The sequence below is a fragment of the Neoroseomonas lacus genome (genome assembly GCF_014644535.1).
GTDB classification, from domain to species: Bacteria; Pseudomonadota; Alphaproteobacteria; order Acetobacterales; family Acetobacteraceae; genus Neoroseomonas; species Neoroseomonas lacus.
The window spans coordinates 23,205-45,822 of record NZ_BMKW01000008.1; the positions used below are offsets into that span (position 1 = coordinate 23,205).

Consider the following 22,618-nt stretch of genomic DNA (forward strand, 5'->3'; position numbering starts at 1 on the left):
TCAGGCGAACTCCCGTGCCAGGAGCGTGGCGATTTCCGGCCGGCAGGATCCGCAGCCCGTGCCGGCGCGCGTCGCGGCGCCGACCCCCGCGACGTCCGCCGCGCCACAGCCGACGATGGTGGCGACGGTGACCCCATGGCAGGCGCAAACCATGGGCGAGGGCGGTGGCCCGTCGGCGCGGCGGCCGACCAGCAATGCCGCGCGGTCGGCAGGGGCGAGAACGCCGGAGGTCATCAACGCCGCGAGCCAGTCGCGGGGCGGCAGCAAGGCAGCGGGTGCGACGGCGACGAAGCCGGCCAGCGCGCCTCGGGCGAGGGCGGCGGCGCGAAACACGCCGGCGACAGGGTCCTCCAGCACCACCCACTCCTCGGCGGGGAGAAGGGCGCGCAACCGGGCGAAGGCTTCGGCCGGACTCTCCGGGCCGGCGAATTCATGCCGCCAGGCGCCGCCCTCGAGCGGGGTAACGGCGCACCAGGCGGCGAGATCGGCACCGCCACTCTGCGGCATCAGCAGGAAGCCATGCCAGGCGGCGGCATAGGGGCTGACGCGCAGCGGCGTATGCTTCAGTTCCGGCTGGCCGCTGAGCGGGTCGGTCGCGGCGATCAGCGCGGCATTGATGCGGGCGGCGGGGGCGAATTGGGCGGTCCAGTGCATCGGCGCGAAGGCCGTGCCGCGGCGCTGCCCGGCATCGCGCGCCAGGCGCAGCACGGCACTGCCGGCTGGCGTGTCGGCGCGTACCAGGCTGCCGTCCGGCAATGCCGGCTCGTCGTCGGGGTGCAGTGTCAGCACCGGCTCCGGCGCATGGGCCATCAGGCGCGGCACGCTGCCGGTGCGGGTCATCGTATGCCATTGGTCGCGCAGCCGGCCGGTCAGCAGACGCAGCGGGAAGGCGGCATCGGGTTGCGCGTGGGGGGCGCGGAACAGTGTCGGCACCAGCCGCGCACGGCCAGCGGGGACATTTCCATCGGCGAAGAAGCGTTCCGTGGCGGGGCCACTGGCCGGCACCGGCCAGCGGGTCGGCGGCATGGCGGCGTAGTCGGCATCCGACCGGGCAGCGAGGCCCGAAATGTCGAAGGCGCGGGAGGCCGGACGGGCCAGGCCGGTGACGGCGGCGTGTTCGCGGAAGATGGCTGCCGGGCCGCTCCAGGCGAAGGCGTCCGCATGACCGAGGCGAGCGGCGACCTGCGCGACCGCCCACCAATCGGGCCTCGCCTCGCCCGGCCAGGGCATGAAGGCGCGCTGGCGACTGATCACGCGCTCGCTGTTCGTCACCGTGCCGTCCTTCTCGCCCCAGGCAAGTGCCGGCAGGCGGATGTGAGCATAGGCGGCCGTATCGGCGCGTCGCGTTGTCTCGGAGACCACGAGGAACGGGGCGGCGGCGAGCGCGCCACGAACCGCGTCGCCCGCCGGCAGGGAGACGGCCGGGTTGGTGGCCATCACCCACAGCGCGCCGATGCTGCCCGCGCCGAGGGCTTCGAACAAATCGACCGCCTTGAGGCCGGGTCCCGTCGCGAGCCGCGGCAGGCCCCAGAAGTCGGCGAGAGCGGCGTGCTCGCCTGGCGCGTCCCACTCCAGATGCCCCGCGAGCATGGTCGCCAAGGCGCCCGTCTCACGGCCGCCCATCGCATTGGGTTGCCCGGTGACGCTGAAGGGGCCCATGCCCGGCCGGCCGATGCGGCCAGTGAACAGATGGGCGTTGATGATGGCGTTGGCCTTGTCGGTGCCGGCGCTGGACTGGTTGACGCCCTGGCTCCACAGCGTGACGACGCGCGGCGTCATGGCCCAGAGTTCGCAGAAATGCTCAAGTTGTGTGGCCGGCAGCCCGGTCAGCGCGGGCGCCTCGGCAGCGATCATGCGGGCGGCGGCGAGCGTCTCCGCCAGGCCTTGCGTGTGGTCGGCGATGTACCGGGCATCGCCGCAGCCATGGGCGTCGAGATGAACCAGCAGCGCCGCGAAGAGCGCGACATCGCTACCAGGCGCGATCGGCAGGTGCAGGTCCGCCCCTTCACAGGTCGCGGTGCGGCGCGGGTCGATCACGACGATCCGCATGTCGGGCCGCGCGGCCTTGGCTGCCATCGCGCGCTGGAACAGCACCGGGTGGCACCAGGCGAGGTTGGAGCCAACCAGCACCAGCAGGTCCGCCTGATCAAGATCGTCGTAGGTGCCGGGGACCACATCTTCGCCGAAGGCGCGGCGATGCGCGGCAACCGCGCTCGCCATGCACAGGCGCGAATTGCTGTCGATATTGCCGGTGCCGAGCACGCCCTTGGCGAGCTTGTTGGCGGCATAATAATCCTCGGTCAGCAACTGGCCGGAGACGTAGAGCGCGACACCCTCCGGACCGAGCCTGTCGAGCGCCCGGGTGAAGCCTTCCGCCACGGCATCCAGCGCGGCATCCCAGGAGGCGCGCTTGCCGCGGACTTCCGGATGCAGAAGCCGGTCCGCGAGGCCCAGCGTCTCGCCCAGTGCGGCGCCTTTGCTGCACAGTCGGCCACGGTTCGCCGGGTGGTCGGCATCGCCCTCGATGGTTGCGCCGCCGCGTCCATCCGGTGTGGCGCGCACACCGCAGCCGACACCGCAATAGGGGCACGTCGTGCGGGTCGCGCGCGCGGGGAGGCTGCCATCCATCAATAGACGTCCCGCTGGTAACGACCCTGCCGCGCCAAAGCGACAATCCAGTCGCGCGCCTGGTCGGCATTCATGCCGCCTTCGGATTGCGCGACGCCGCGCAGGGCCGCGTCGACATCCTTCGCCATGCGCATGGCGTCCCCGCAGACGTAGAAATGCGCGCCATCCTGCAGCCAGCGCCACAGATCAGCGGCATCTTCCGCCATGCGGTGCTGGACGTAGTCCTTCGTCGCACCGTCACGGCTCCAGGCCAGCGACACGCGGGACAGCGTGCCAGCCTTTCGCCAGGCCTCGATCTCGGGTTGGAAAAGGAAGTCGGTGGCGCTGCGCCGGTCGCCGAAGAACAGCCAGGACCGACCTTTGTCGCCGCGGGCGGCGCGGTGTTGGAGGAAGGCGCGGAATGGCGCGATGCCGGTGCCCGGGCCGACCATGATGATCGGCGTCGCCGCATCCGTCGGCAGGCGGAAATGGCTGACCTGGATGTCCGCGCGCAATGGCGTATCCGGCGTCGCGCGATATGCCAGGTGGCAGGAGGCCACGCCGTCGCGCGCTCGCCCGCGCCGCGTGTCACGCACCACGCCGACGCAAAGTTCGACGCGCTCGCCCACGGCGGCCTGCGAGGAGGCGATGGAATAGAGCCGCGGCTTGAGGCTCGGCAGGCTGTCGAGCAATGCCTGCAGCGGCGGTCGCGCCGAGGGGAAGGCGACGAGGAGGTCCAGTAGGTCGGCATCCTCCGGCGTGGCGCCGTCATCGCCATCGGCCAGCTTGCGCAGGGCCGCGGCGTGGGGTGGATGGGTCGCTGCCCCGGCCAGCAGGTCGAGCGTCCGGTCGAGCGGGCGGGCGATGTCGAGCGCCTCGGTCAGCGCCGCACGCAGCGTCGTCTCGACGCTGCCGGCGCGCACTGGCGTGGTCGGCTCGGCATGCAGCGCGGCCATCACAGCCTCAACCAATGCCGGGTCGTTCGGGCAGGCGAGGGAGAGGCTGTCGCCGGGTTCATAGGTGAGACCGCTGCCAGCGAGGTCGATGACCACGTGGCGCACATCCTTCTCGGACCCCGCCCCGGTCAGGCGGGTGGCGGAGAGCACCGGCACGGGCAGGCCGCGCGGCTTCGCGACGACTGGCACGGTGACAGCGGCGGCAACCGGTGCCGGCGTCTCGGCGAGGATCGCTTTCAGCACCTTCTGTGTTGGCTTCGCGCCGGGCACGCAGAGCCCGGTGGAGGTCTCGGCCCCGGTGGCGAGTGCCTCGGAATAGGTCTGGCACAGATAGCCGCACTGCCCGCAATCGAGTTGCGCCATCGCTGCCATGAGTCGTCGCGGCAGCGGCCGACCCTCGGCGAGCGCCAGTCGCTCGTCGAGGTCGAGCGACGGGTCATGCCAGGGGAAGTCCTCTGCCGGTGCCGGCGGCGCGGCGGGGGCGTTGGTCGCCCCTTCGGCCGCGCCGCCGTAAAGCCCCGCGAGGAAGCCGTTCAACCAGGCGCGCTGAGCCACTGTGAAGGGCGCGCTTTCCGGGATGAGCGGCACCGGCGCGGGGCCAGGGAAGGCAGTCGGCATGGTCGTGCTCATGCCGCCACCGCCTCGGCAGGTGCGGCCAGCGCGGTGAGGGCGGCATCATCCTGCCTGGCGCAGAACAGATGGAAGGTCTCGCCCGGTTCGCGCTGCGCGAGCCATGATCGCAGCAGGCCCAGCACGACGGGGCCGAGTTCATCCTGCGCGAGTTTGGGGCGGATCAGCCGGCCGATCTTCTGTTCGGGACCGGAGCCGCCGCCAACATGCAGGTCGTAGCCTTCAACGAGATCGTCACCCCGTTCGACCTTGGCGCCCAGCAGCCCGATATCGGCGATGTAGTGCTGCGCGCAGGAATGGTGGCAGCCGGTGAGGTGGATGTTGAGCGGCTGATCCAGCGTCAGCCTCCGTTCCAGGAAGTCGGCCAGTTCCGCCGCGTGGCGCTTGGTGTTGCTGGCGGCGAATTTGCATCCGGCATTGCCGGTGCAGGCGACGAGACCGCCCCGCAGCGCGGAGGCTTCGTGCGTGAGGCCCAGCGCGGCGATGGACGTGATCGCTTCGCCCAGCCGGTCCTGCGAAACATCGCTGATCAGCAGGTTCTGCCAGACGGTGAGACGAATGGTGCCGGACCCGCAACGCCGCGCGATGTCCGCGAGGCCTCGCAGCTGGTCCACGGAAAGCCGCCCGACCGGCGTCACCACGCCGATATAGGACAGCCCCGGCTGCTTCTGCGCATGGATGCCGACATGGCCGTGCTTGGCGGGCGGCGAGGGGGGGTGGATCGCAGCCTCGGCCAGCCGTTCCAGCGTGCGGCCGAGACGTTGTTCGACCAGCGCCAGGAAGCCATCGATGCCAAGGCGATCGAGCACGTATTTCAGCCGTGCCTTGGCACGGTCAGTGCGGTCCCCTTCGGCGATAAAGACGCGCAGGATGGCATCGCAGACCGGTATGATGTCGGCCTCGGTCACCACGACACCTGTGCCGCGCGCGAAATCCCGATGCCCGGTGATGCCGCCAAGCGTGAGGCGGAAGCGCAGGCCGCCATCCGTCCGCACGGCCGCGAGGCTGATATCGTTGGTCTCCTGCAGCACTTCGACTGCGCCGCCGCCGGCGACGGAGATGTTGAATTTGCGCGGCAGGGCGAAGAGGTCGCGCGTGTTCAGGATGTGATGGTGCAGGGCGCGCACGATCGGCCGCGTGTCGATGAGTTCGGCCGCGTCGATCCCCGCCGTCGGGCTGCCGGTGATGTTGCGGATGTTGTCCGCCCCGGTGCCGCGCGGCAGCAGGCCGATATCGCCGAGGCGCATAACCACCTCCGGCCCCTTCGCCGCCGGGATTTCGCGGAATTGGAGGTTGGCCCGCGTCGTGACATCGGCGTAGCCGCCGGCACAATCCGCGGCGATGTCGGCAATCGCGTCTAGCTGATGCGCGGCGAGGATGCCGCCGGGAATGCGCAGCCGGCACATGAACGCATCCTGCGCCGGGCCGACGAAGAACAGCCCGTGATAGCGGCCGATGAAATCGTCGATGGGCTTCGGGAACTTGCCCTCCGCCGCGCGTGCCGTCAGCTCGTCCCAGCGGTCGAGGGGATGTTTCGCGCGCTTCGCATCCTCCTGCGGAACCAGCTTGCCGCCGCGGGCGATGGTCGCGTCCTGCGCGGCGCGCAGCGCGTCCGGCGGCGCGCCGCCGTCTCCGGCCGGCCGCAGGCTGCCGCGTCGCGCCTCGACCCCAGCCATGAAGCCCTTGAGGTATTCCTGCTGTTGCGGATCGAAGGGGGCGTCGTCCATTACGCGGCGTCCTGGAAGGCGGGGCCGAAGGGCAGCAGGGCGCGCATCGACGTGACGTCGCGGCCCTCGGCCATCAGGTTGAGGTAGAAGGGCGCGTCGGCCGTGTCGCCATAGAGCACGGCGCCAATCAGTCGCCCGCCACGCAGCCACAGCCGCCGATAGCGGCCAATGGCGGCATCCGACAGGGTGATCGCCTCGGCATCGGCGGGCTCGATTTCTCCGGCCGACCAGACGTCGATGCCGGAGACCTTCAGCGCCGTCGGGTCGGCGCGCGGCGCATAGATCGCGGCTTCGCCACGCAGCGTCGCCGCCGCCGTCTCCGCCATGGCGAGGGCAGGGGCGACCAGGCCGCAGACGACGCCGCGATGCTCGGCGCATTCGCCGATGGCGAGCACCCCCGGCACGCTCGTCCGCATCGCGTCATCGACCACGATGCCGCGCGCGACAGCCAGCCCGGCGTCACGCGCCAGCGCGATGGCGGGCCGAACGCCGACGGCCATCACCACCATCTCGCAAGGGATCCGCGCACCATCGGCCAGGCGAAGGGCGCGGACATGGGTGTCGCCTTCGATCGCCTCGCTGCGTGCCGGCATGGCGAAGGCGAGGCGACGCGTCGCGCCAAGCTGGCGGGCGAGCAGGGCGCCCGCCATGGGGTCGAGCTGCCGTTCCATGGGCCAGCCCACGGCATGCACCACGGTGACACGCGCGCCGCGCTGCGACAGCGCCGCCGCCGCCTCGAGGCCGAGCAGCCCGCCGCCGATCACCGCGACGCGCATGCCGTCGCTGACCGCGCGTCGCATCGCGATCACATCCGCCATGCTGCGATAGACGAAAACGCCCGGCAGGCCGGCACCGGGCAGCGGCAGGCGCACCGCCTCCGACCCTGTCGCGAACACGGCGCGATCGAAATCGATCGTGTCCCCTCGCGCCGTTACGGCATGGCCCGTGGCGGCGTCGAGGGTGGCGATGCGCGTCGAGGGTCGATACGCGATGCCCAGCGCGCGCAGCCGGGCGATGTCGTGGGAGATCAGCGCCGGCACCTCCGCTTCGCCCGACAGGACGCGGCCGAGAGCGATCCGGTCATAGGGCAGGGCTGGCTCGGTGCCGCAGAGCGTCACCATGAGGCCAGCCTCGGCCACACGCTCCGCGCAGCGCGCCCCTGCCGGTCCGGCGCCGATCACCAGCACGCGCATGGTCAGGCCACGGCCGGCAAAGCATGACGTTCATGCAGGAAGCGTAGCACCGCTTCGCGCGCCGACAGGAAGCGCGGGTCGGAGGCCAGCGCCAGCCGGTCGCGCGGGCGCGGCAGGCCCACCTCCAGGATCTCCCCGATCGTCGCATTCGGGCCATTGGTCATCATCACGATGCGGTCGGACAGCAGCACCGCCTCGTCCACATCATGGGTGATCATCATGACCGTAGTGCCGAGCCGCGCATGGATGGCCATCACCTGGTCCTGCAGATGCGCGCGCGTCAGCGCATCGAGCGCGCCGAAGGGCTCATCGAGCAGCAGCACCTTCGGGCGCATCGCCAGCGCGCGGGCAATGCCGACGCGCTGCTTCATCCCGCCCGAGATTTCGTTCGGGCGCTTCCGCGCATGGTCGGTCATGCGCACCAGCGCGAGGTTCTCCAGCGTCCAGGCATCGCGTTCGGCACGCGACATGGTACGGCCGGCGGTGCGGTCCACGGCGAGGCGGACATTCTCGTAGACCGTCAGCCAGGGCAGCAGCGAGTGGTTCTGGAACACCACGGCGCGGTCGGGGCCTGGTTCCGTCACCTCGCTGCCTTCCAGCACCACGCCGCCTAGGGTCGCCGGCAGCAGCCCGGCCACGACATTCAGCAGCGTCGACTTGCCGCAGCCCGAATGGCCGATCACGGCGATGTATTCGCCCTGCTTCACCTTCAGATCGACGCCGTTCAGCACCGGTGGCGCGCCCGGGGCGAAGCGGACGACGACGCGGGAGATGTCGAGGAATGTGCGTTCCATGGCGGGTGCCCTCACTGCTCTGAGGTGCCGCGCGTCACCGCGCGGCCGATCAGCGCCATCATCCGGTCGAGCATGAAGCCCACGATCCCGATATAGGTCAGCGCCACGATGATGTCGGACAGGTTCGACGAGTTCCATGCATCCCAGACGAAGAAGCCGATGCCCACGCCGCCGATCAGCATCTCGGCCGCGATGATGGCGAGCCACGACAGCCCGACGCCGATGCGTAGCCCGGTGAAGATGTAGGGCGCGGCGGCCGGGGTCACGATTCGCAGGAACCAGTCGAAGCGCGACAGCCGGATGACGCGCGCGACATTGCGGTAGTCGGCGGGAACGTTGCGCACGCCGACGGCGGTGTTGATGATGATCGGCCAGACCGCGGTGATGAAGATGACGAAGATCGCGCTGGGCTGCGCCTCGCGAAATGCCGCCAATGACAGCGGCAGCCAGGCGAGGGGCGGGATGGTGCGCAGCACCTGGAACAGCGGGTCGAGCGCGCGCATCGCGAAGCGCGACGTGCCCACCAGCATGCCGAGCAGGACACCGACCACGGCCGACAAGGTGAAGCCGACCGCCACGCGCTGCAGGCTGGCCAACAGGTGCAGGCCAAGACCCTTGTCGAGCCCGCCACGGTCGTAGAAGGGATGCAGGATTAGTTCCTTCGCATCCGCCCAGACGCGCGATGGCGGGGGCAGCGTGGCATCCGGGCCGCCGGCGGCCCATTCCCACACCGCCGCGAGGGCGATGACCACGAGGAGCGGCGGCAGGGTGACCGCAAGCCCATGTTGGACATGCGGGCGCACCCGGTCGGCGATGCTGGGCGCGCGACGCATCGGCATGGTGGTGGAGGACATGGCTTCGTCCGGCGTGGCAGGGGGAGCGAGCGCGTTCATCGGGTCACGCCGCCCCCAACTTCTTGATCGACTGGCTGTCGAGATAGGCGCGCGGGTTTGCCGGATCGAAGACCTTGCCGTCGAAGAAGGTCTCGATGCCGCGCGACGTGCCGCCCGGCACCTCGGCATTCGGCACGCCGGCACGCGCGGCGGCGGCGCGCCAGATCGCTTCCTTGTTGACCTCGTTGATCAGCGCTGCAGTGTTGGTGTCCTCGGGCAGCACGCCCCAGCGGATGTCCTCGGTCAGGAACCACAGGTCGTGGCTCTGGAACGGATAGGAGGCGTGGTCGCGCCAGAACTTCATCGCGATATCGGGGTTGGTCACGCGGCGGCCATCGCCGTAGTCGATGATGCCCTGGCTACGCGGCAGGATGTCGGTGACAGGCACGTTGAACCAGGCGCGGCGACCGATGATGGCGCACATCTCGGCCTTGTTGGCGTCCAGGTCGCACCAGCGCTGCGCCTCGATCACGGCGGCGGTCAGTGCCTCGGCCGCACGCGGGTTCTCGGCCACCCAGTCGCCGCGCATGCCCAGCACCTTCTCTGGATGATTCTTCCAGAGTTCACCGGTCACGCAGGCCGAATAGCCGACGCGCTGATGCACGGTCTGGTCATTCCAGGGCTCGCCCACGCAGAAGGCATCCATGGTGCCGACCTTGAGGTTCGCGACCATCTGCGGCGGCGGCACGACGATGGTCTGCACGTCCTTGTCCGGATCGATGCCGGCGGCGGCGAGCCAATAGCGCAGCCAAAGGTCATGGGTGCCGCCACGGAAGGTCATCGCGACCTTGCTTTCGGCATTCAGCGCGCCGCGCAGCGGGGAAGCATCGATCGTCGTGCGCAGCGCGGCATGGCGCCCGGCGATCGAGATGGCCTGCCCATTGATGTTCAGCCGGGCGAGGATCGCCATCGGTACCGGCTGGTTGTTCTGCGTCACGCGGCCGGCATGGATCAGATAGGCCATGGGCGTCAGCAGATGGGCGCCGTCGATGCCCCCGCGCCCGCCGCCCAGCACCAGGTTGTCGCGCGTCGACCCCCAGGAGGCCTGCTTCGTCACCTCGACATCGGGCATGCCATGCTTGGCAAACAGCCCCTTCTCCTTGGCGATGATCAGCGGCGCGCTGTCGGTCAGCGCGATGAAGCCGAGCGTGGCCTTGGTGACCTCCGGCGCCGTGGCGCCTTGCGCGAAGGCGCCGCGCGGCAGAGCAGCCCTGGCGGCGGCGAGAAGGGCCGCGGCGCCGGCGAGGGCTGCGCGGCGGCGGATCGGGGTCTGGCTCATGCGTCGGACTCCAGCGGCAGGGAAAGAAGGGGGGAGGGGATGGCCCGGCCCATGGCCGGACGCGGCGAGACGCGCGCCGCGGCGCGCTCCCACAAATCGCTGCGCCAGGGCGCGAGGGCCTCGGCCTCATCGGCCGCCGCATGACCCCAGCGACGCATCGCGGCGAGCCAGGCGGCGGCTTCAGCGCGCTGCGGGCAGGTCGCGGTGGCAAACCGCATCGGTGCGGCCAGCGAGCGAGAGGCTTGGCCCGGCGCCGCGGCCACACGACCTTCGAGGGCAGCGGAGATCGTCGAGAGCGGCAATTCGGGAAATGCGCGGTCCTGCAACAGGCGGGCTGCGGCCGGCAGATTGGCCGGATCGTCGAGCCACAACGCCGCTTCGATCACCGCGGCGGTGATCGCGATGACGGCGTCTTCCTCCCGTGCCGCGATGCCTTCGCCGAAGGCGAGCACCTTTTCCGGGTGGTCGGGCCAGATATCGCCGGTGGCGAGAGCAAAGCGGCCGGCCCCGTTGGCGACGGCATGGCTGCCCCAGGGCTCCCCGGCGCAAAAGCCCTCGATGGCGCCATCGGCCAGGGCACGGGCGACGCGCGGCGGCGGCACCACCACCAGGCGCACGTCATGGTCCGGGTCGAGCCCGCCCGCCGCGAGCCAGTGACGCAGCAAGTAGTTGTGCGAGGAGAAAGGGAAGACGACGGCGAGCGTCGGTGGCGGCAGGCCTTCCTCGGTGCGGGCGTGGATGGCCTCGGCGAGGCGATGGGCATCGAGCGGCATGTCGGCGCCGCCGATCGCTGCCGCCAGGGCCGGTGAGAGGACCACAGTGTTGCCGTTGCGCGCGAGGCCCGCGGTGACGGTCAGGCGCCGGCGCAGGCCGCCCGCGCCGACGGCCAGGGCGATGGCGAGCGGACCCAACAGTTGCGCGGCATCGAGGCTGCCGAAGGCGAGCTTGTCACGCAGGGCGGCCCAGCCGGCCTCGGGCGACAGCGTCACCATCACGCCGTGTCGGGCAAAGAGGCCGAGCGCGTCCGCCACGATCAGCGGCGCGGCATCCGTCAGCGGCACGAAGCCGATGCGGAACGGCCGGGAAGTCGAGAGGGTCGGATGGTTCACGAAGCGTGTCTCCGGCCGGGATGCGCTGCATCCCGCGTGGCGATCCGCCGTTGGATCGCCGGGTGAACCGGAGAAGGGTCGCTTCAGCCACGCCATTGCGGCCAAGGACGCGATGCATACCGCAACGCAACATCGTTCTGCCGGAAAGCGAGGCCCTGTGAAAAGGGAAATTTCGCCCTGTTAGAAGGCAATTTACGAGCTCAGCGAAGAGATCGGCGCATGTTTGGGCAATAAGGCTATTTATCGATCAAAATTTCTTCGGCCAGCTGCACCATCTTGAGCCCTCGGTCCATCGACCATCGGCGCATCAGACGATAGGCGTCAGCTTCCGACAGGCGACGACGCTGCATCAGGATGCCCTTGGCGCGTTCGATCACGGTGCGTTCGGCGAGGGTGGCGCGAGCCTCGTCGCGTTCGGCACGCAGTGCCTGGAACGCGCGGAAACGGCGGATCGCTACCTCCAGCACCGGCCTCACCCGCGCCGGTGCCAGACCCTCCACCACATAGGCGGCAACGCCGGCCTCGAGCGCCGCCTCGATCTGGTCGGCGTCACCGCGGCTGGCAAAGACCACCACGGGCCGCGGTTCGTCGCGGTTCAGCACGCGCATGCTCTCGAGCGCGTCGCGTGATGGGTCATCAAGGTCGCAGACAATGATGTCCGCCCGGGATTCGCGCACACGACCGACCAGGTCGACCGTGTCGGAGGACACGGCGACAACCTGGAAACCCGCCAGTTCGAGGCCGATCTGGACCTCATTGGCGCGGTTCGCATCGGTATCGATCAGCAGCACGCGCAGATGCACGCCCCCCATCCATCATTGGGCCGTGCGGCGATTTCCCTCCGTCTCTTATGCCCCGCTTCACACCGCGCTGAGAAGGGCGCTGTGGCCCTGGTCGATGGTCTCCGACGGCAATTCGCCAAACAGCGCCCGGTATTCCTGCGAGAAGCGGCCGAGGTGCCAGAACCCGCAGCTGAGCGCCGCAATCTTCACATGAGAAGTGTTTCCGCGCCCGGCCCGCAACGCTGCCCTTGCCTGGTGCAACCGGCGCAATCGGAGGTAGCGATGGATCGACAATCCATGCACGGCAACGAAGGCATTGTGCAGCGTGCGCATCGGCACGCCGAGAGCTTGTCGCAGATCCTCGGAATACACCGGCTCGCCGATGCTGGCGGCCAGCAAATCCTCGGCCTGCCGCACCAGGGCGACGCGGCGCCGCACGGCGCGGAACGAGGCATCCATCTGTGGCGGATGCCCCGCCGCGGCCATGCTGAAGCGCAGCGCGTCCTCGGCCATGGATTTGCGCACGGACGACAGGCTGAAGCGCGCCGGGTCCTGTTTCGCCAGGATGCTGGCCTCACGCGCGAAGGTTGCCAGCTTGGGGTGAGCGGTTCCGTCCTGGCGCAGCAGAAACGCGCCTTGCCGCGGAAGGCTCTCGGCCGCCGTGACGGCATGCAGCGTATCGGCGCAGAAGCTGAGGGCACCCCAGACAATCGGCTCGAGGACACTCGCGAACATCGGTGCGCCAGGCCCCAGGTGAACAATGCCGCCTCGACGGATCTGGATGCCGTTGACCCGTGTGCGTTCCTCGGCCAGGTCCAGCCCGAACAGCAACACGGAGCGGTCGGTTGCGACATGGCCACGGGTGATGTGCGCATTGTCCGCAGCGATCTGCAGCGTTACCGGCCCGAGATCGATGGCGGTGAGCGTCGCCGCGAAAGGCTCTGGTCCGAGGCGCAGATATTCGACCTGCGCATCCCGCAGGGTCGCGGCCAGCTGATCGGGGTCACCGATCGACATCACCTGGACCGGTGGCGGAACGTCGTGCCATTCCAACCGCTATTCCTCCTTCGACGCGACACCAGGGCCCGCGGGTGTGGAAGCAACGCCGGCCGTCATGGTGATGGCCGAATTCAGACATCGCTCCCGCCTGCGGGAGTTGCACGGGGGCGTCAGGATGGTGACGAGGGCGGACTCTAACTCGACGTCGCGACCTCTACTATAACCGCCTCTACCCGAGACCCGGCCCGGGGAGCGGCAGCGATTCGCGCCGCATCTCCTGATCTGAAGTGAGGATGCCGCGATGACCATCGCCCGCCACCGCATACCGCGCCGCCTTGTCGTATTGGCCCCGCTGCTGTTTGTGGCCTGCTCCGCCGACCTGCCGCAGGCACCGCCCCCACCCGATGCCGTGATCTCGCCGGGCCTGTATGCCATTCCCCCAGGCACCCCGGTGGACGGGACCGTCCGATTGACGCTTCGGCGAGGAGCGGCGACCACCCAGGGGGTGTTGCAGGCCAATGGGCAGAATGTCCGCTTCACCATCACCGGTCTCGCGGTGCAGGACGGTGCCCCTGCGCGCGCCACGGTCACCGGGCGCGTCTTCGGGCTGGAACGCAGTGGCAGCTTTGCCGGCACCTATCGTGACGTCGGCGGGCAGGCCTCGGATTTCGGTGCGGCACTGCGCCTGGGCAATGACAATCTGGTGCTGATGGAACTTCGCTCGGCGCCCCCGGGCCTCTCCCTTGGCGTTCCGGCCGAGGGTGCGACGGTGACCGTGGCGCGCTGAAGGGGCGTGACCGGGACCACGGTCGCCCCGGCCATGCGGCAGGTCCAGGCATGAAAGACGTCGAGGCGATGTTCGAAGTGGCGAGTTGGGGGACGTCCTGGGCCCTTGGCGCGCCGCTCATGGTGCTGACCGTGGTGGTGCATGTGTTTGGCCTGGGCCTCATCAGATCGGCCTTCTACAACGCCTTTCAGCGACGCAACTGGCTGTTCCGCGGGCCGGTTGTGCACTTTGCGCTCGTGATGAGCGTGACGGTGTCGCTCGTCACCCTGCTGCATGTGGTGCAGGCGGCTATCTGGGCCTCGTGCTACGTACTCGTCGGTGCCATCCCGACCGCCCATCTGGCCATGCTGTATTCGATCGGCGCCATGGCAACCTATGGCCACGCCACGGTGTATCTTGATGCGCACTGGCAGATGCTCGGCGCGATGGAGGCGTTGAACGGCGCCATCCTGCTCGGCCTGTCGACGGCCTTCCTCTACGCGATGATCCAGCAGGCCTGGCCCGGGAAAAGGAACTGACCAAGCCGCGGTCCTGGGGCGCCCATCGCAGGTTGCTGCGATGGGCCCCGGTCAGCTTCAGTTGCCGTAGTAGTTGTTGATGACTGTCGAAGGCTGCCCGTAAGTGTAGACGGTCGTCGCAGCCGGCGGGCGGGCAGCGGATGCGGCGGCCGCCCCGACCGCGGCGCCGGCCACGCCGCCGACAATCGCACCGGCGGCAAAGCTGCCGGCCGGATGGTAGGCTGGGGCTACCACGACCGGCGCGCGGTAGTAGCCATGATAGTCGCCGCCCCAGCCGTGATAGCCATAGGCCGGGCGGGCGCCGTAGGCACCGGTGCCGCCGGCATGCCAATGGTTGCCCCAGGCGGTCGTGCCGCCGGCATGCCAATAGACACTTTGCACGCTGGGCGCCGAGGTCCGGATGGCGTCACGCAGCGCGCCGGAGGCATCTACGGGCGCCGCGCCGGCCGGCAGTGTCGCCAGCCCGGCCAGGGCGGTCAGAAGCAGGAATTTCCGCATCGTCCGATCCTTCGCGTCAGCGGTTGAGGTTGTGGTCCTGAATGAGCTTGCGCCAGTCGGCGAGGCTGCGCTCGCAGAATTGCCGGTCGGGTTCATGCGAGGAGCCGGCACCATAGGCCGTGGCGAAGCGGAAGGCGGCATTCGCGCCCATCTCAGCGATCAGGATGCTGTTGAAGGCGAGCAGGGCGCGCTGCGCCTGCGGCTTCTCGGCTTCCGGCAGGCATTGGATGGCATGGCCGGCCATCAGGCCGAGATTGGTCAGGCCACGATCCAGGCCTTCCACCGTGACCGGCGGTGGCGTCTGCGCGAGAGCGGAGGTTGCAAGGCCGGCCATGAGAGCGGCTGTTGCCAGAAGGCGCATGCGAGCATTTCCTCAAAGACTGTGTGGAAGCAAGAACGGGAACCTAGCCCGGCCGCGCGGAAGGATCGATCCGATATCGCGGAAGGCGGCGCCGCCATTTTAGCACGTCATCGTCAACAAACCTTCGACATGGCCAGCCCGATCATCCATCGGTGGCGCCGTGACGGCCGCCGACGAACCCGGCGCGGCACGCAATGGCTGCGCCGAGGTACCCCACGCCAAGGTGGCCACTAAGGCAATCGCCGTCAGGGATGTCGATAACCGCAATCCTGCCAGTTGCGTGCCTAAGGTCTTCCGCCGCGCGGCCAGCAATGGACGTGACGTGCCGGTTGATCCGGCGGCCCGTTGCGCGGGGCAAGGCTAGCACCGGGAATGGAGGCATCAGGCCATTGGTCGTGTCCATTCCCCGCAAGCCGTCGGGTGGCCGCCCCGCTCAGAATCCGTAGAGCCGTGCTGGATTGTCCACCAGCACGCGGCGCCGCTCGGCCTCGCCCGGCGCCCAGGCGCCGAGCAGGTCGAGCAGCGCGCCATCCTCCGGCATCCAGCTGGTCAGCGAGGGATGCGGCCAGTCGGTCCCCCACAGGCAATGCTCCGGCGCGGCGTCGAGCAGGGCACGCGCGAAGGGGGCGACATCGGCGAAAGGCGGCCCGGCGGATGAGATACGGTAGCCGCACAGCTTCACCCAGGCCCGCCCGCTCCCGACCAGCCGGAGCAATGCCTGGAAGCCAGGTGCGTCCACCCCTTCGGCCGTGCGCACGCCGCCCATGTGGTCGATCACCACCTCGACCGGCAGCGCGGCGAGGCGGGGCGCGAGATCGGGCAACTGCCAGCCTTCCGCATAGACCTGCAGATGCCAGCCCAACGGTGCGATCCGCCGGGCCAAGGCTTCGAGGCCTTCCAGCGGCGTGCCGTTGCCGCTGACCGCGTTGAAGCGGACGCCGCGCGTGCCGGCGGCGTGCAGCGCACGCAGCGTCGACTCGTCGATGTCGGAGTCGACCACCGCCACCACCCGCGCACGGTCGAGCCCGAACTGCGCCGCCGCGTCCAGCGAGCAACGATTGTCGGTGCCATAGACGGAGGGTTGCACGATCACCATGCGCTCGATGCCAAGTGCGCCGGCGACGCGCAGATACTGCGGGATCAGCGCGGCCTGCGGGTCGTAGTGGCGTCCTGCGTCGAGCGGAAACGCGTCATAGGGACCGAAGATGTGGAAATGGCAGTCGCAGGACAGCGGCGGCGCCTTCCACGACGGCTTTGGCGTGACGTCGAGCGGCGGCAGGCACGGCCTCATGGCGCCGCCCCCGTCAGCTCACGGCGCACGATGGCCGCACCTTCGACCATCGCGCGCATCTTCCCATCGGCGACCTCGCGCGGCAGGTACTTCATGCCGCAATCGGGTGCGACGATGACGCGCGCCGGGTCGATATGGGGAAGCGCCTTGCGGATGCGCGCGGCGACCGTCTCCGGCGTTTCGATCGCCTGGTCCAGCAGGTCGATGACGCCAAGGATGATGGTCTGCTCAGGCAACTGCTTCAGCACCGCGGTATCGAGGTTGGACTGCGCCGTCTCGATGGAAATCTGCCGGACGTTGCAGCGGCAGAGCTCGGGCAGGAAGGAATACCCGTTCGGCCGTTCATGGATGATGGCGGCGTAGCCGAAGCAGATGTGCAGCGCCGTCATGCCCTCGATGCCATCGAGCGCGCGGTTCACAGCCTCCACGCCATAGGCGCGCGCCTTGTCGGGTCGCGCCTGCATGTAGGGTTCGTCGATCTGCACGATGTCGGCGCCGGCGGCGAACAGGTCGCGGATCTCCGCATTGACGGCGGCGGCGTAGTCGAGCGCCATCTCCGCCTCGTCCTTGTAGAAATCGTTCTGTGCCTGCTGGGCCATGGTGAAGGGGCCGGGCACGGTGATCTTGATCATCCGGTCCGTATTGGCGCGCAGGAACTGCACGTCGCGCGCCTCGACCGCATGGCGGCGACGGATGCGACCGACCACCCGCGGCACCGGGTTCGGGTGCCCGCTGCGGTCCATGGCCAGGCCCGGATTATCGATGTCCACGCCGTCGAGCGCGGTGGCGAAGCGGTTGGAATAGCTCTCCCGCCGCATCTCTCCATCGGTGATGATGTCGAGCCCGGCGGCCTCCTGCGCGCGGATCGCGAGCAGCGTGGCATCGTCCTGCGCCTGGTCTAGGTATTCCGGCGCCACGCGCCACAACTCGCGCGCCCGCACGCGCGGCGGGAAGCGTCCGGCGAGCTTCTGGCGGTCGATCAGCCAGTCGGGTTGCGGATAGGAGCCGACGAGCGATGTCGGCAGCAGCGTGTTTGTCATGGCGGTTCCTCCGGGCTGGACGCTACCTGCGCCGGCCCGGGGCTACCAGGGGTGGAGGCTTCCGCCACCCGGCGCGCAGTGCAAACATCGCCCTCAACGAAATCGAGGGGATGGAACGATGGCGGTGAAGGAAGCGGATTACGTGATTCTCGGCGGTGGTTCCGCCGGTTGCGTCATGGCCGCGCGCCTGTCTGAGGACCCGGCATCGCAGGTCGCCTTGCTCGAGGCGGGCCCCTGGGACCGCAACCCCTGGATCCACATCCCGATGGGCTTCGCGCGGCTCTACGTCACCCGCAAATTCGACTGGAACTACCAGACCGAGGCCGAGCCCGAACTCGGCGGTCGCCAGGTCTATTGGCCGCGCGGGCGCGTCATCGGCGGGTCGGGCAGCGTCAATGGCCTGGTGTTCCTGCGCGGGTCGCCACGCGACTACGACCGCTGGTCGCAATCGGGCGCGCGGGGCTGGTCCTATGACGATTGCCTGCCGGCTTTCCGCAAGCTGGAGACCTTCGCCGGCCCTGACAGCGAATACCGCGGCAAGGACGGCCCCGTGCAGGTCGGCGAGGTGCCCGAGCCCTCGGATGGCTGCCGCGCCTTCGTCGAGGCCTGCACCCGCCTCGGCTTCGCGCGCAACGCCGACAACAACGCCGCATGGTTCGAGGGCGTCGCCCCCAACCAGCTCAACGTCCATCGTGGCTGGCGCTGGAGCCCGGCAACCGCCTATCTCAAGCCCGCGCTGGGCCGTCCGAATCTGCAGGTGGAGACCGAACGCGTCGGCCAACGCATCCTGATCCGCGATGGACGCGCCGTTGGCGTGGTGGTGCGCGGCCCGGCTGGCGAGGACACCTGGCTGGCACGGCGCGAGGTGATCCTGTGCTCGGGCGCGATCGAGAGCCCGAAGATGCTGATGCTCTCCGGCATCGGCGATGGTGCCGCGCTGCAGGCGATGGGCATTCCCGTCGCCGTCCATGCGCCGGAGGTCGGCAAGAACCTGCAGGACCATTTCATGGTCCGCTTCGCCTTCAGGACAAAGCCCTGCGGCACGCTCAACGAGATCATGGCGAACCCGGTGCGCGCGGCGGGGCTCGGCCTGGGCTGGTTCTTGCGGCGCAAGAACCAGATGGCGGTCGGTGCCTCCGAAGCCAGCCTGTTTGCCCGTGTGCTGCCGGGCTCCGAGGAACCCGAGGTGCAGTTCCAGTTCGTCAATTTCAGCCTGGGCAGCCAGGGCACCTCGGCAAGTTCCCTGGCGAAGCACCCCGGCTTCACCTTCAACTTCTGCGTCTGCCGCCCCGACAGCCGCGGCGAGCTGACGCTGCGCGCGCCGAGTGCCGAGGTGAAGCCGGTGATCCGCGCCAACTACCTGACGGCCGCCTCGGACATCCACATCATGCTAGAATCAGCGAAGCTCGGCCGGCGCATCGCCGCGACCGAACCCTTCGCCGGGTTGATAGAGGAGGAACAATTCCCCGGCCTGGCGACGACCAGCGATGAGCAGATGCTCGACTACATCCGCGCCAATGGCACCACCGTTTACCACCCCTGCGGCACCAACCGGATGGGCGCGGATGACCGCTCGGTGGTGGACCCGGAATTGCGTGTGCGCGGCGTGGCGGGGCTGCGGGTGGTGGATGCTTCGGTCTTCCCGCTGGTGCCGTCGTCGAACATCCACCCGGCGGTGCTGATGCTCGCGGAGCGCGCGGCGGAGATGGTCCGCCGCGCGGCCTGAATCGGCGGCTCATACCAACGGCACGAGGCTTTGCCTCGTGCCGAGGCGGTGATTGCGGCCCGCTGGTAGTCCGGCGAAAGCCAAGCAAACCGGAGGTTTGCACGTCACGCCAGAGGCGGGCCTTCGGCACGACGCATTTGAGGGCATGAAAAGGCTGACACCACCGATCGAAGCATTCGTCCGGTGGAATCAGACCTCCACGCTGGTGGTCATCGCCGCACCGACCGGCGCGGGGGCGGCCGCATCGGTCAGCACCCGCCAGGCGCCGCCCATGAGCACTTCGCTGGGGCGGAAGCGGGCCTTGTAGGCCATCTTCCGGCTCTCCGGCACCCAATAGCCCAGATAGACGTAGGGCAGGCCGAGTTCGCGCGCGCGCTGCACCAGCCACAGCACGATATAGGTGCCGAAAGACCGCCGGTCGTCATCCGTCTCATAGAAGGAATAGACCGCCGAGAGCCCGTCCGAGAGTCGGTCGGTCAGGCAGGCGCCGAGCAGCTTGTCGGTATCGTCGCGCATCTCGACGACGCTGCTGCTGATCGGCGTGTCCTCGACCATGGCGCGGTAGTCGTAGAAGCCCATTGCCGCCATGTCGCCATCGGCGTGGCGTGCCTTCTGGTAGCGGTTGAACAGGGCGAATTGTTCCGCCGTGGCGCGCGGCGGCATCTCGGCCGAGACCACGCCGGCATTGGCGCGGGCGACGCGCCGCTGAGTCTTGTCCGGCTCGAAGGCGCGCGCGTCGATGCGGATCGGGATGCAGGCCTGGCAGCCCGGACAGACCGGCGAATAGGCGATGTTGTGGCTGCGCCGGAAGCCGGCCCGCGACAGCCGGTCGTGCAGCGCCTCGGCGTCGGCGCCCGACAACTCGGTCACGACTTTCCGTTCCGTCCGCCCGGCCAGGTAAGGGCAGGGCAGCGGCGCGGTCGTATAGAAAAACTGCGGTCGGCGGGCTGAACGCTGGAGCATCTGTCGGACCCTAGTGTCGGCGTCTGCGCGCTGGGAATCAACCACCGCGCTGCATCAGGGCAGCAAACGAACATGGCCGGCGGCTTCGCCCTCGATCGGGCCGAGTCGCAGCAGGGTGCCGTCGCGCCAACTCGGCAGCTGATCCGCCCAATGGCGGCTCATCGGATGGCCGGACTGTCCGGTGGCGATCACCACCCAAGCGCCGGCCGGGTCCGCCAGGTCGAACACGCCGCGAAAGCCGGCGCCGTGGATATTGCCGAACAGACCTTCCTCCTCGGCACGCAGCCCGGCGCGGTTCACCGTCTCGCCATCCCCGGCGGTAGGGGTGGCGAGGCGGGTCAGGCTGCCCAATCCCGGGATGAAGCGGAACAGCGAGTGCTCGAACCGTGCCTGGTGAGCTGCGGCCCATCGCCAGGTGGAAGGGTCCGTTCCATGGATGGGGGCCAACTCGGCAACCGTGCGGTCGAGTGCTGCTGACAGCAGCGGCCCGCAGCCGGTCTCGCCACACCAGGCCCGGCCACGGTCGGGAACGGTCAGCACCCGGCGCAGGAATTCCGGGCTGGCGCGCCAGCTTTCCTCGGAGACCCCGGCCCTGGCCAACACCATGCGCGAGAAGCGGCCGAGCATAGCATGGAAGATTAGCGGCTGCGGCCGTCGCCCCGCCATCTCGCCGTCCCAGGCGGCAAGCAGGTCGAAGGCGGCGCCCCCGGCGCCATCCGGCCGCGACGCCGCGAGGACCGCCGGCAATATGTCGCGGGCGAAGAGCGACACTGTGTCGTCCTGCATGGCCGAGAATGCCGCCGCGGTCAGCCTGGGCTGGGCGGCCAGCATCTCGCCGATCCGCCGGAACCGCCAATCGCCGAACCAGTCGCGGCCGAGATAGGCGGCATGGCCCGGCGGGACCACGCGGTTATTGGCGTTGGCGAGCAGGTTGCTCGCCGGATTCTCGACATGCGGCAGCGCATCGAAGGGTACGAAGCCATCCCAATCGGCCGCACCATCCCAGCCCGCCACAGGGCGGCTGCCATCGCCACCGCGACGGATCGGCACGCGTCCGGTGAGGAACATGGCGATGCCCCCCTGGGTGTCGGCGACCATGAGGTTCTGCGCCGGGCTGCTGATCAGCCGCGCGGCATCCCGCGCCGCGCCGATGTTGCCCGCCTCGTTCAACGCCAGCAGCCCCGCCGCCGCGGTGTCGCGCGGCGCCAGGCTGGCCATGGCGACGGCGAGCACTGTGCCGTCGGCCCGCCCGCGCGGCGCATCGAGGTCCGAGACCACCGGCCCATGCCGCGTCTCGCGCACCGTCATCGTCACCGGATCGCCCCAACGGACCCGGATCACTTCCTGCCGTTCGATGAAGGGGCGGGGGCCATCCGGGGTCTGGTAGGCATCGGGGCCAGCGAGGCGTTCGACAAAGACGTCCTGCGTATCCGAATGGGTGGTGGTGAAGCCCCAGGCGAGGTGCTCACTGCGCCCGATCACGATGCCCGGAACGCCCGGGGCGGTCGCCCCGGCCAGCACGCGGCCGCCCGGCAGTTCGATGCGCGCCAGGTACCACAGGATCGGCGCCGAATAGCCGAGATGCGGGTCGCTCGCGAGCAGCGGCGCCCCGCTTGCCGACCGCGCGCCCGTCGCGGCCCAGGCATTCGACGCCGAAGCCGGCAGGGGTGCATCAACCGGAAAGATCGGCAATTGCGCGACCAGCCCGTCGAGGCCGGCGAGCCGGGGCGATTCGCCACTCTCGCCCGATGCCGCCGGCCGCGCGGCGGAACCGCCGGGGCGCAGCGGCTCGTCTGGCCGCCCGGCAGTGGTGTCGGGCGGCCAGAGATCCTCCAGCCGGTCCGGCGGCAGCACGGTGCCGAGCCGCGCCCGATCAAGCTCGGTGCGCCAGTTCCCCGACAGCCACAGCCCCATCACCTTGCCCCACAACAGGCTGTCCACCGGTCGCCAAGGTTCCGGCGCGCCAAGCAGGACGAATTCAGGCCCGGCGAAGCGGCCTCGCGCGGCGATCCAGGCATTCACCCCGGCGGCATAGGCCTCGAGGCTGCGCTGCGCCGTGGGCGGCAGGGTGGCGAGATCGGCCTCGGCGCGCGGCACGAGGCCGAGGACGCGCATGTAGCGGTCCAGCCGCAGCGCCGGCGCGCCGGTGAGTTCCGCCAGGCGCCCGGCGGCCCCGCGGCGCATCGCCTCCATCTGGAACATCCGGTCGCGGGCATGCAGCCAGCCCAGCGCCGTCCAGGCATCGGTATCCGAGGCCGCGGTGACATGCGGGATGCCACGCTCGTCGAAGGCAACATCGACCGAAGCCGTCAGCCCGGGCAGCACCACCCGTCCCGCGCGGCTCGGCAGCGTCCACCAGACGGCGATCCACAGCAGGATCGCCGCAGCAAGGGCAAGGAGGATGAGGCCCGCCGCCGCGCGGCCCGACCAACGCAGAATCAAGGACATGGCATCACAATGGGTGT

At 69.6% G+C, this 22,618-nt stretch carries 19 protein-coding genes; 3 read left to right on the plus strand and 16 right to left on the minus strand.

The genetic code is table 11. The annotated features are described in order from the left end of the window. From IEY36_RS16130 to IEY36_RS16175, 10 genes are all read right to left on the minus strand, one after another. Complete coding sequence (locus tag IEY36_RS16130; RefSeq protein WP_188968446.1) at positions 1-2,628, minus strand: nitrate reductase; 2,628 nt, start codon at positions 2,626-2,628, stop codon at positions 1-3. Next, positions 2,628-4,193, minus strand: a complete 1,566-nt coding sequence (locus IEY36_RS16135; RefSeq protein WP_229681363.1) for a sulfite reductase subunit alpha — start codon at positions 4,191-4,193, stop codon at positions 2,628-2,630. The genes IEY36_RS16130 and IEY36_RS16135 overlap by 1 nt, the downstream gene beginning before the upstream one ends. Beyond that, the gene (locus IEY36_RS16140; RefSeq protein WP_188968448.1) at positions 4,190-5,920 is read right to left on the minus strand and encodes a NirA family protein; all 1,731 of its coding nucleotides are present in this window, start codon (positions 5,918-5,920) and stop codon (positions 4,190-4,192) included. Before IEY36_RS16140 ends, IEY36_RS16135 begins: the two co-directional genes overlap by 4 nt. Continuing rightward, positions 5,920-7,113 carry an NAD(P)/FAD-dependent oxidoreductase gene (locus IEY36_RS16145; protein ID WP_188968450.1) on the minus strand — a complete coding sequence of 398 codons (1,194 nt, stop codon included), beginning with the start codon at positions 7,111-7,113 and terminating at the stop codon, positions 5,920-5,922. The genes IEY36_RS16140 and IEY36_RS16145 overlap by 1 nt, the downstream gene beginning before the upstream one ends. 2 nt (positions 7,114-7,115) lie before the next feature. Beyond that, the gene (locus IEY36_RS16150) at positions 7,116-7,907 is read right to left on the minus strand and encodes an ABC transporter ATP-binding protein (protein WP_188968452.1); all 792 of its coding nucleotides are present in this window, start codon (positions 7,905-7,907) and stop codon (positions 7,116-7,118) included. Between the two features lie 11 nt (positions 7,908-7,918). Continuing rightward, a complete protein-coding gene (gene ntrB, locus IEY36_RS16155) occupies positions 7,919-8,800 on the minus strand; it encodes a nitrate ABC transporter permease (protein ID WP_188968454.1) in 882 nt (293 codons plus the stop codon). A gap of 4 nt (positions 8,801-8,804) precedes the next feature. Then, positions 8,805-10,079 (minus strand): CmpA/NrtA family ABC transporter substrate-binding protein, encoded by a 1,275-nt coding sequence (locus tag IEY36_RS16160; RefSeq protein ID WP_188968456.1) that lies wholly within the window; start codon positions 10,077-10,079, stop codon positions 8,805-8,807. Continuing rightward, positions 10,076-11,188 carry a CmpA/NrtA family ABC transporter substrate-binding protein gene (locus tag IEY36_RS16165; RefSeq protein WP_188968458.1) on the minus strand — a complete coding sequence of 371 codons (1,113 nt, stop codon included), beginning with the start codon at positions 11,186-11,188 and terminating at the stop codon, positions 10,076-10,078. The genes IEY36_RS16160 and IEY36_RS16165 overlap by 4 nt, the downstream gene beginning before the upstream one ends. Before the next feature lie 236 nt (positions 11,189-11,424). Then, a complete protein-coding gene (locus IEY36_RS16170; protein ID WP_229681364.1) occupies positions 11,425-11,991 on the minus strand; it encodes an ANTAR domain-containing response regulator in 567 nt (188 codons plus the stop codon). A gap of 57 nt (positions 11,992-12,048) precedes the next feature. Continuing rightward, positions 12,049-13,023 carry a helix-turn-helix domain-containing protein gene (locus IEY36_RS16175; protein ID WP_188968460.1) on the minus strand — a complete coding sequence of 325 codons (975 nt, stop codon included), beginning with the start codon at positions 13,021-13,023 and terminating at the stop codon, positions 12,049-12,051. Positions 13,024-13,270: 247 nt separating this feature from the next. Here IEY36_RS16175 and IEY36_RS16180 point away from each other — a divergent pair, with 247 nt between their 5' ends. Beyond that, complete coding sequence (locus IEY36_RS16180; RefSeq protein WP_188968462.1) at positions 13,271-13,756, plus strand: hypothetical protein; 486 nt, start codon at positions 13,271-13,273, stop codon at positions 13,754-13,756. 50 nt (positions 13,757-13,806) lie between these two features. Further along, a complete protein-coding gene (locus IEY36_RS16185; RefSeq protein ID WP_188968464.1) occupies positions 13,807-14,274 on the plus strand; it encodes a hypothetical protein in 468 nt (155 codons plus the stop codon). A 57-nt stretch (positions 14,275-14,331) separates the two neighbouring features. On the opposite strand, the gene IEY36_RS16190 is transcribed toward IEY36_RS16185, so the two are convergent. The 4 genes from IEY36_RS16190 to IEY36_RS16205 form a co-directional block, all read right to left on the minus strand. Further along, positions 14,332-14,772: a hypothetical protein gene (locus IEY36_RS16190; protein WP_188968465.1), complete on the minus strand. Its 441-nt coding sequence runs from the start codon at positions 14,770-14,772 to the stop codon at positions 14,332-14,334. Positions 14,773-14,788: 16 nt separating this feature from the next. Beyond that, positions 14,789-15,133, minus strand: a complete 345-nt coding sequence (locus IEY36_RS16195) for a hypothetical protein (RefSeq protein WP_188968467.1) — start codon at positions 15,131-15,133, stop codon at positions 14,789-14,791. A 433-nt stretch (positions 15,134-15,566) separates the two neighbouring features. Then, positions 15,567-16,424, minus strand: a complete 858-nt coding sequence (locus tag IEY36_RS16200) for an amidohydrolase family protein (RefSeq protein ID WP_188968469.1) — start codon at positions 16,422-16,424, stop codon at positions 15,567-15,569. Further along, positions 16,421-17,464: a 5-methyltetrahydropteroyltriglutamate--homocysteine methyltransferase gene (locus IEY36_RS16205; protein WP_188968471.1), complete on the minus strand. Its 1,044-nt coding sequence runs from the start codon at positions 17,462-17,464 to the stop codon at positions 16,421-16,423. The genes IEY36_RS16200 and IEY36_RS16205 overlap by 4 nt, the downstream gene beginning before the upstream one ends. Before the next feature lie 118 nt (positions 17,465-17,582). On the opposite strand from IEY36_RS16205, the gene IEY36_RS16210 reads away from it, so the two are divergent. Then, the gene (locus tag IEY36_RS16210; RefSeq protein ID WP_188968473.1) at positions 17,583-19,190 is read left to right on the plus strand and encodes a GMC family oxidoreductase; all 1,608 of its coding nucleotides are present in this window, start codon (positions 17,583-17,585) and stop codon (positions 19,188-19,190) included. 189 nt (positions 19,191-19,379) lie between these two features. On the opposite strand, the gene IEY36_RS16215 is transcribed toward IEY36_RS16210, so the two are convergent. Both IEY36_RS16215 and IEY36_RS16220 read right to left on the minus strand, forming a co-directional pair. After that, on the minus strand, positions 19,380-20,153 hold the full coding sequence (locus IEY36_RS16215; protein WP_188968475.1) for an arginyltransferase: 774 nt from the start codon (positions 20,151-20,153) through the stop codon (positions 19,380-19,382). Between the two features lie 54 nt (positions 20,154-20,207). Continuing rightward, entirely contained in the window at positions 20,208-22,601 is a 2,394-nt protein-coding gene (locus IEY36_RS16220) for a penicillin acylase family protein (RefSeq protein ID WP_188968478.1), read from the minus strand. Positions 22,602-22,618 lie beyond the last annotated feature (17 nt).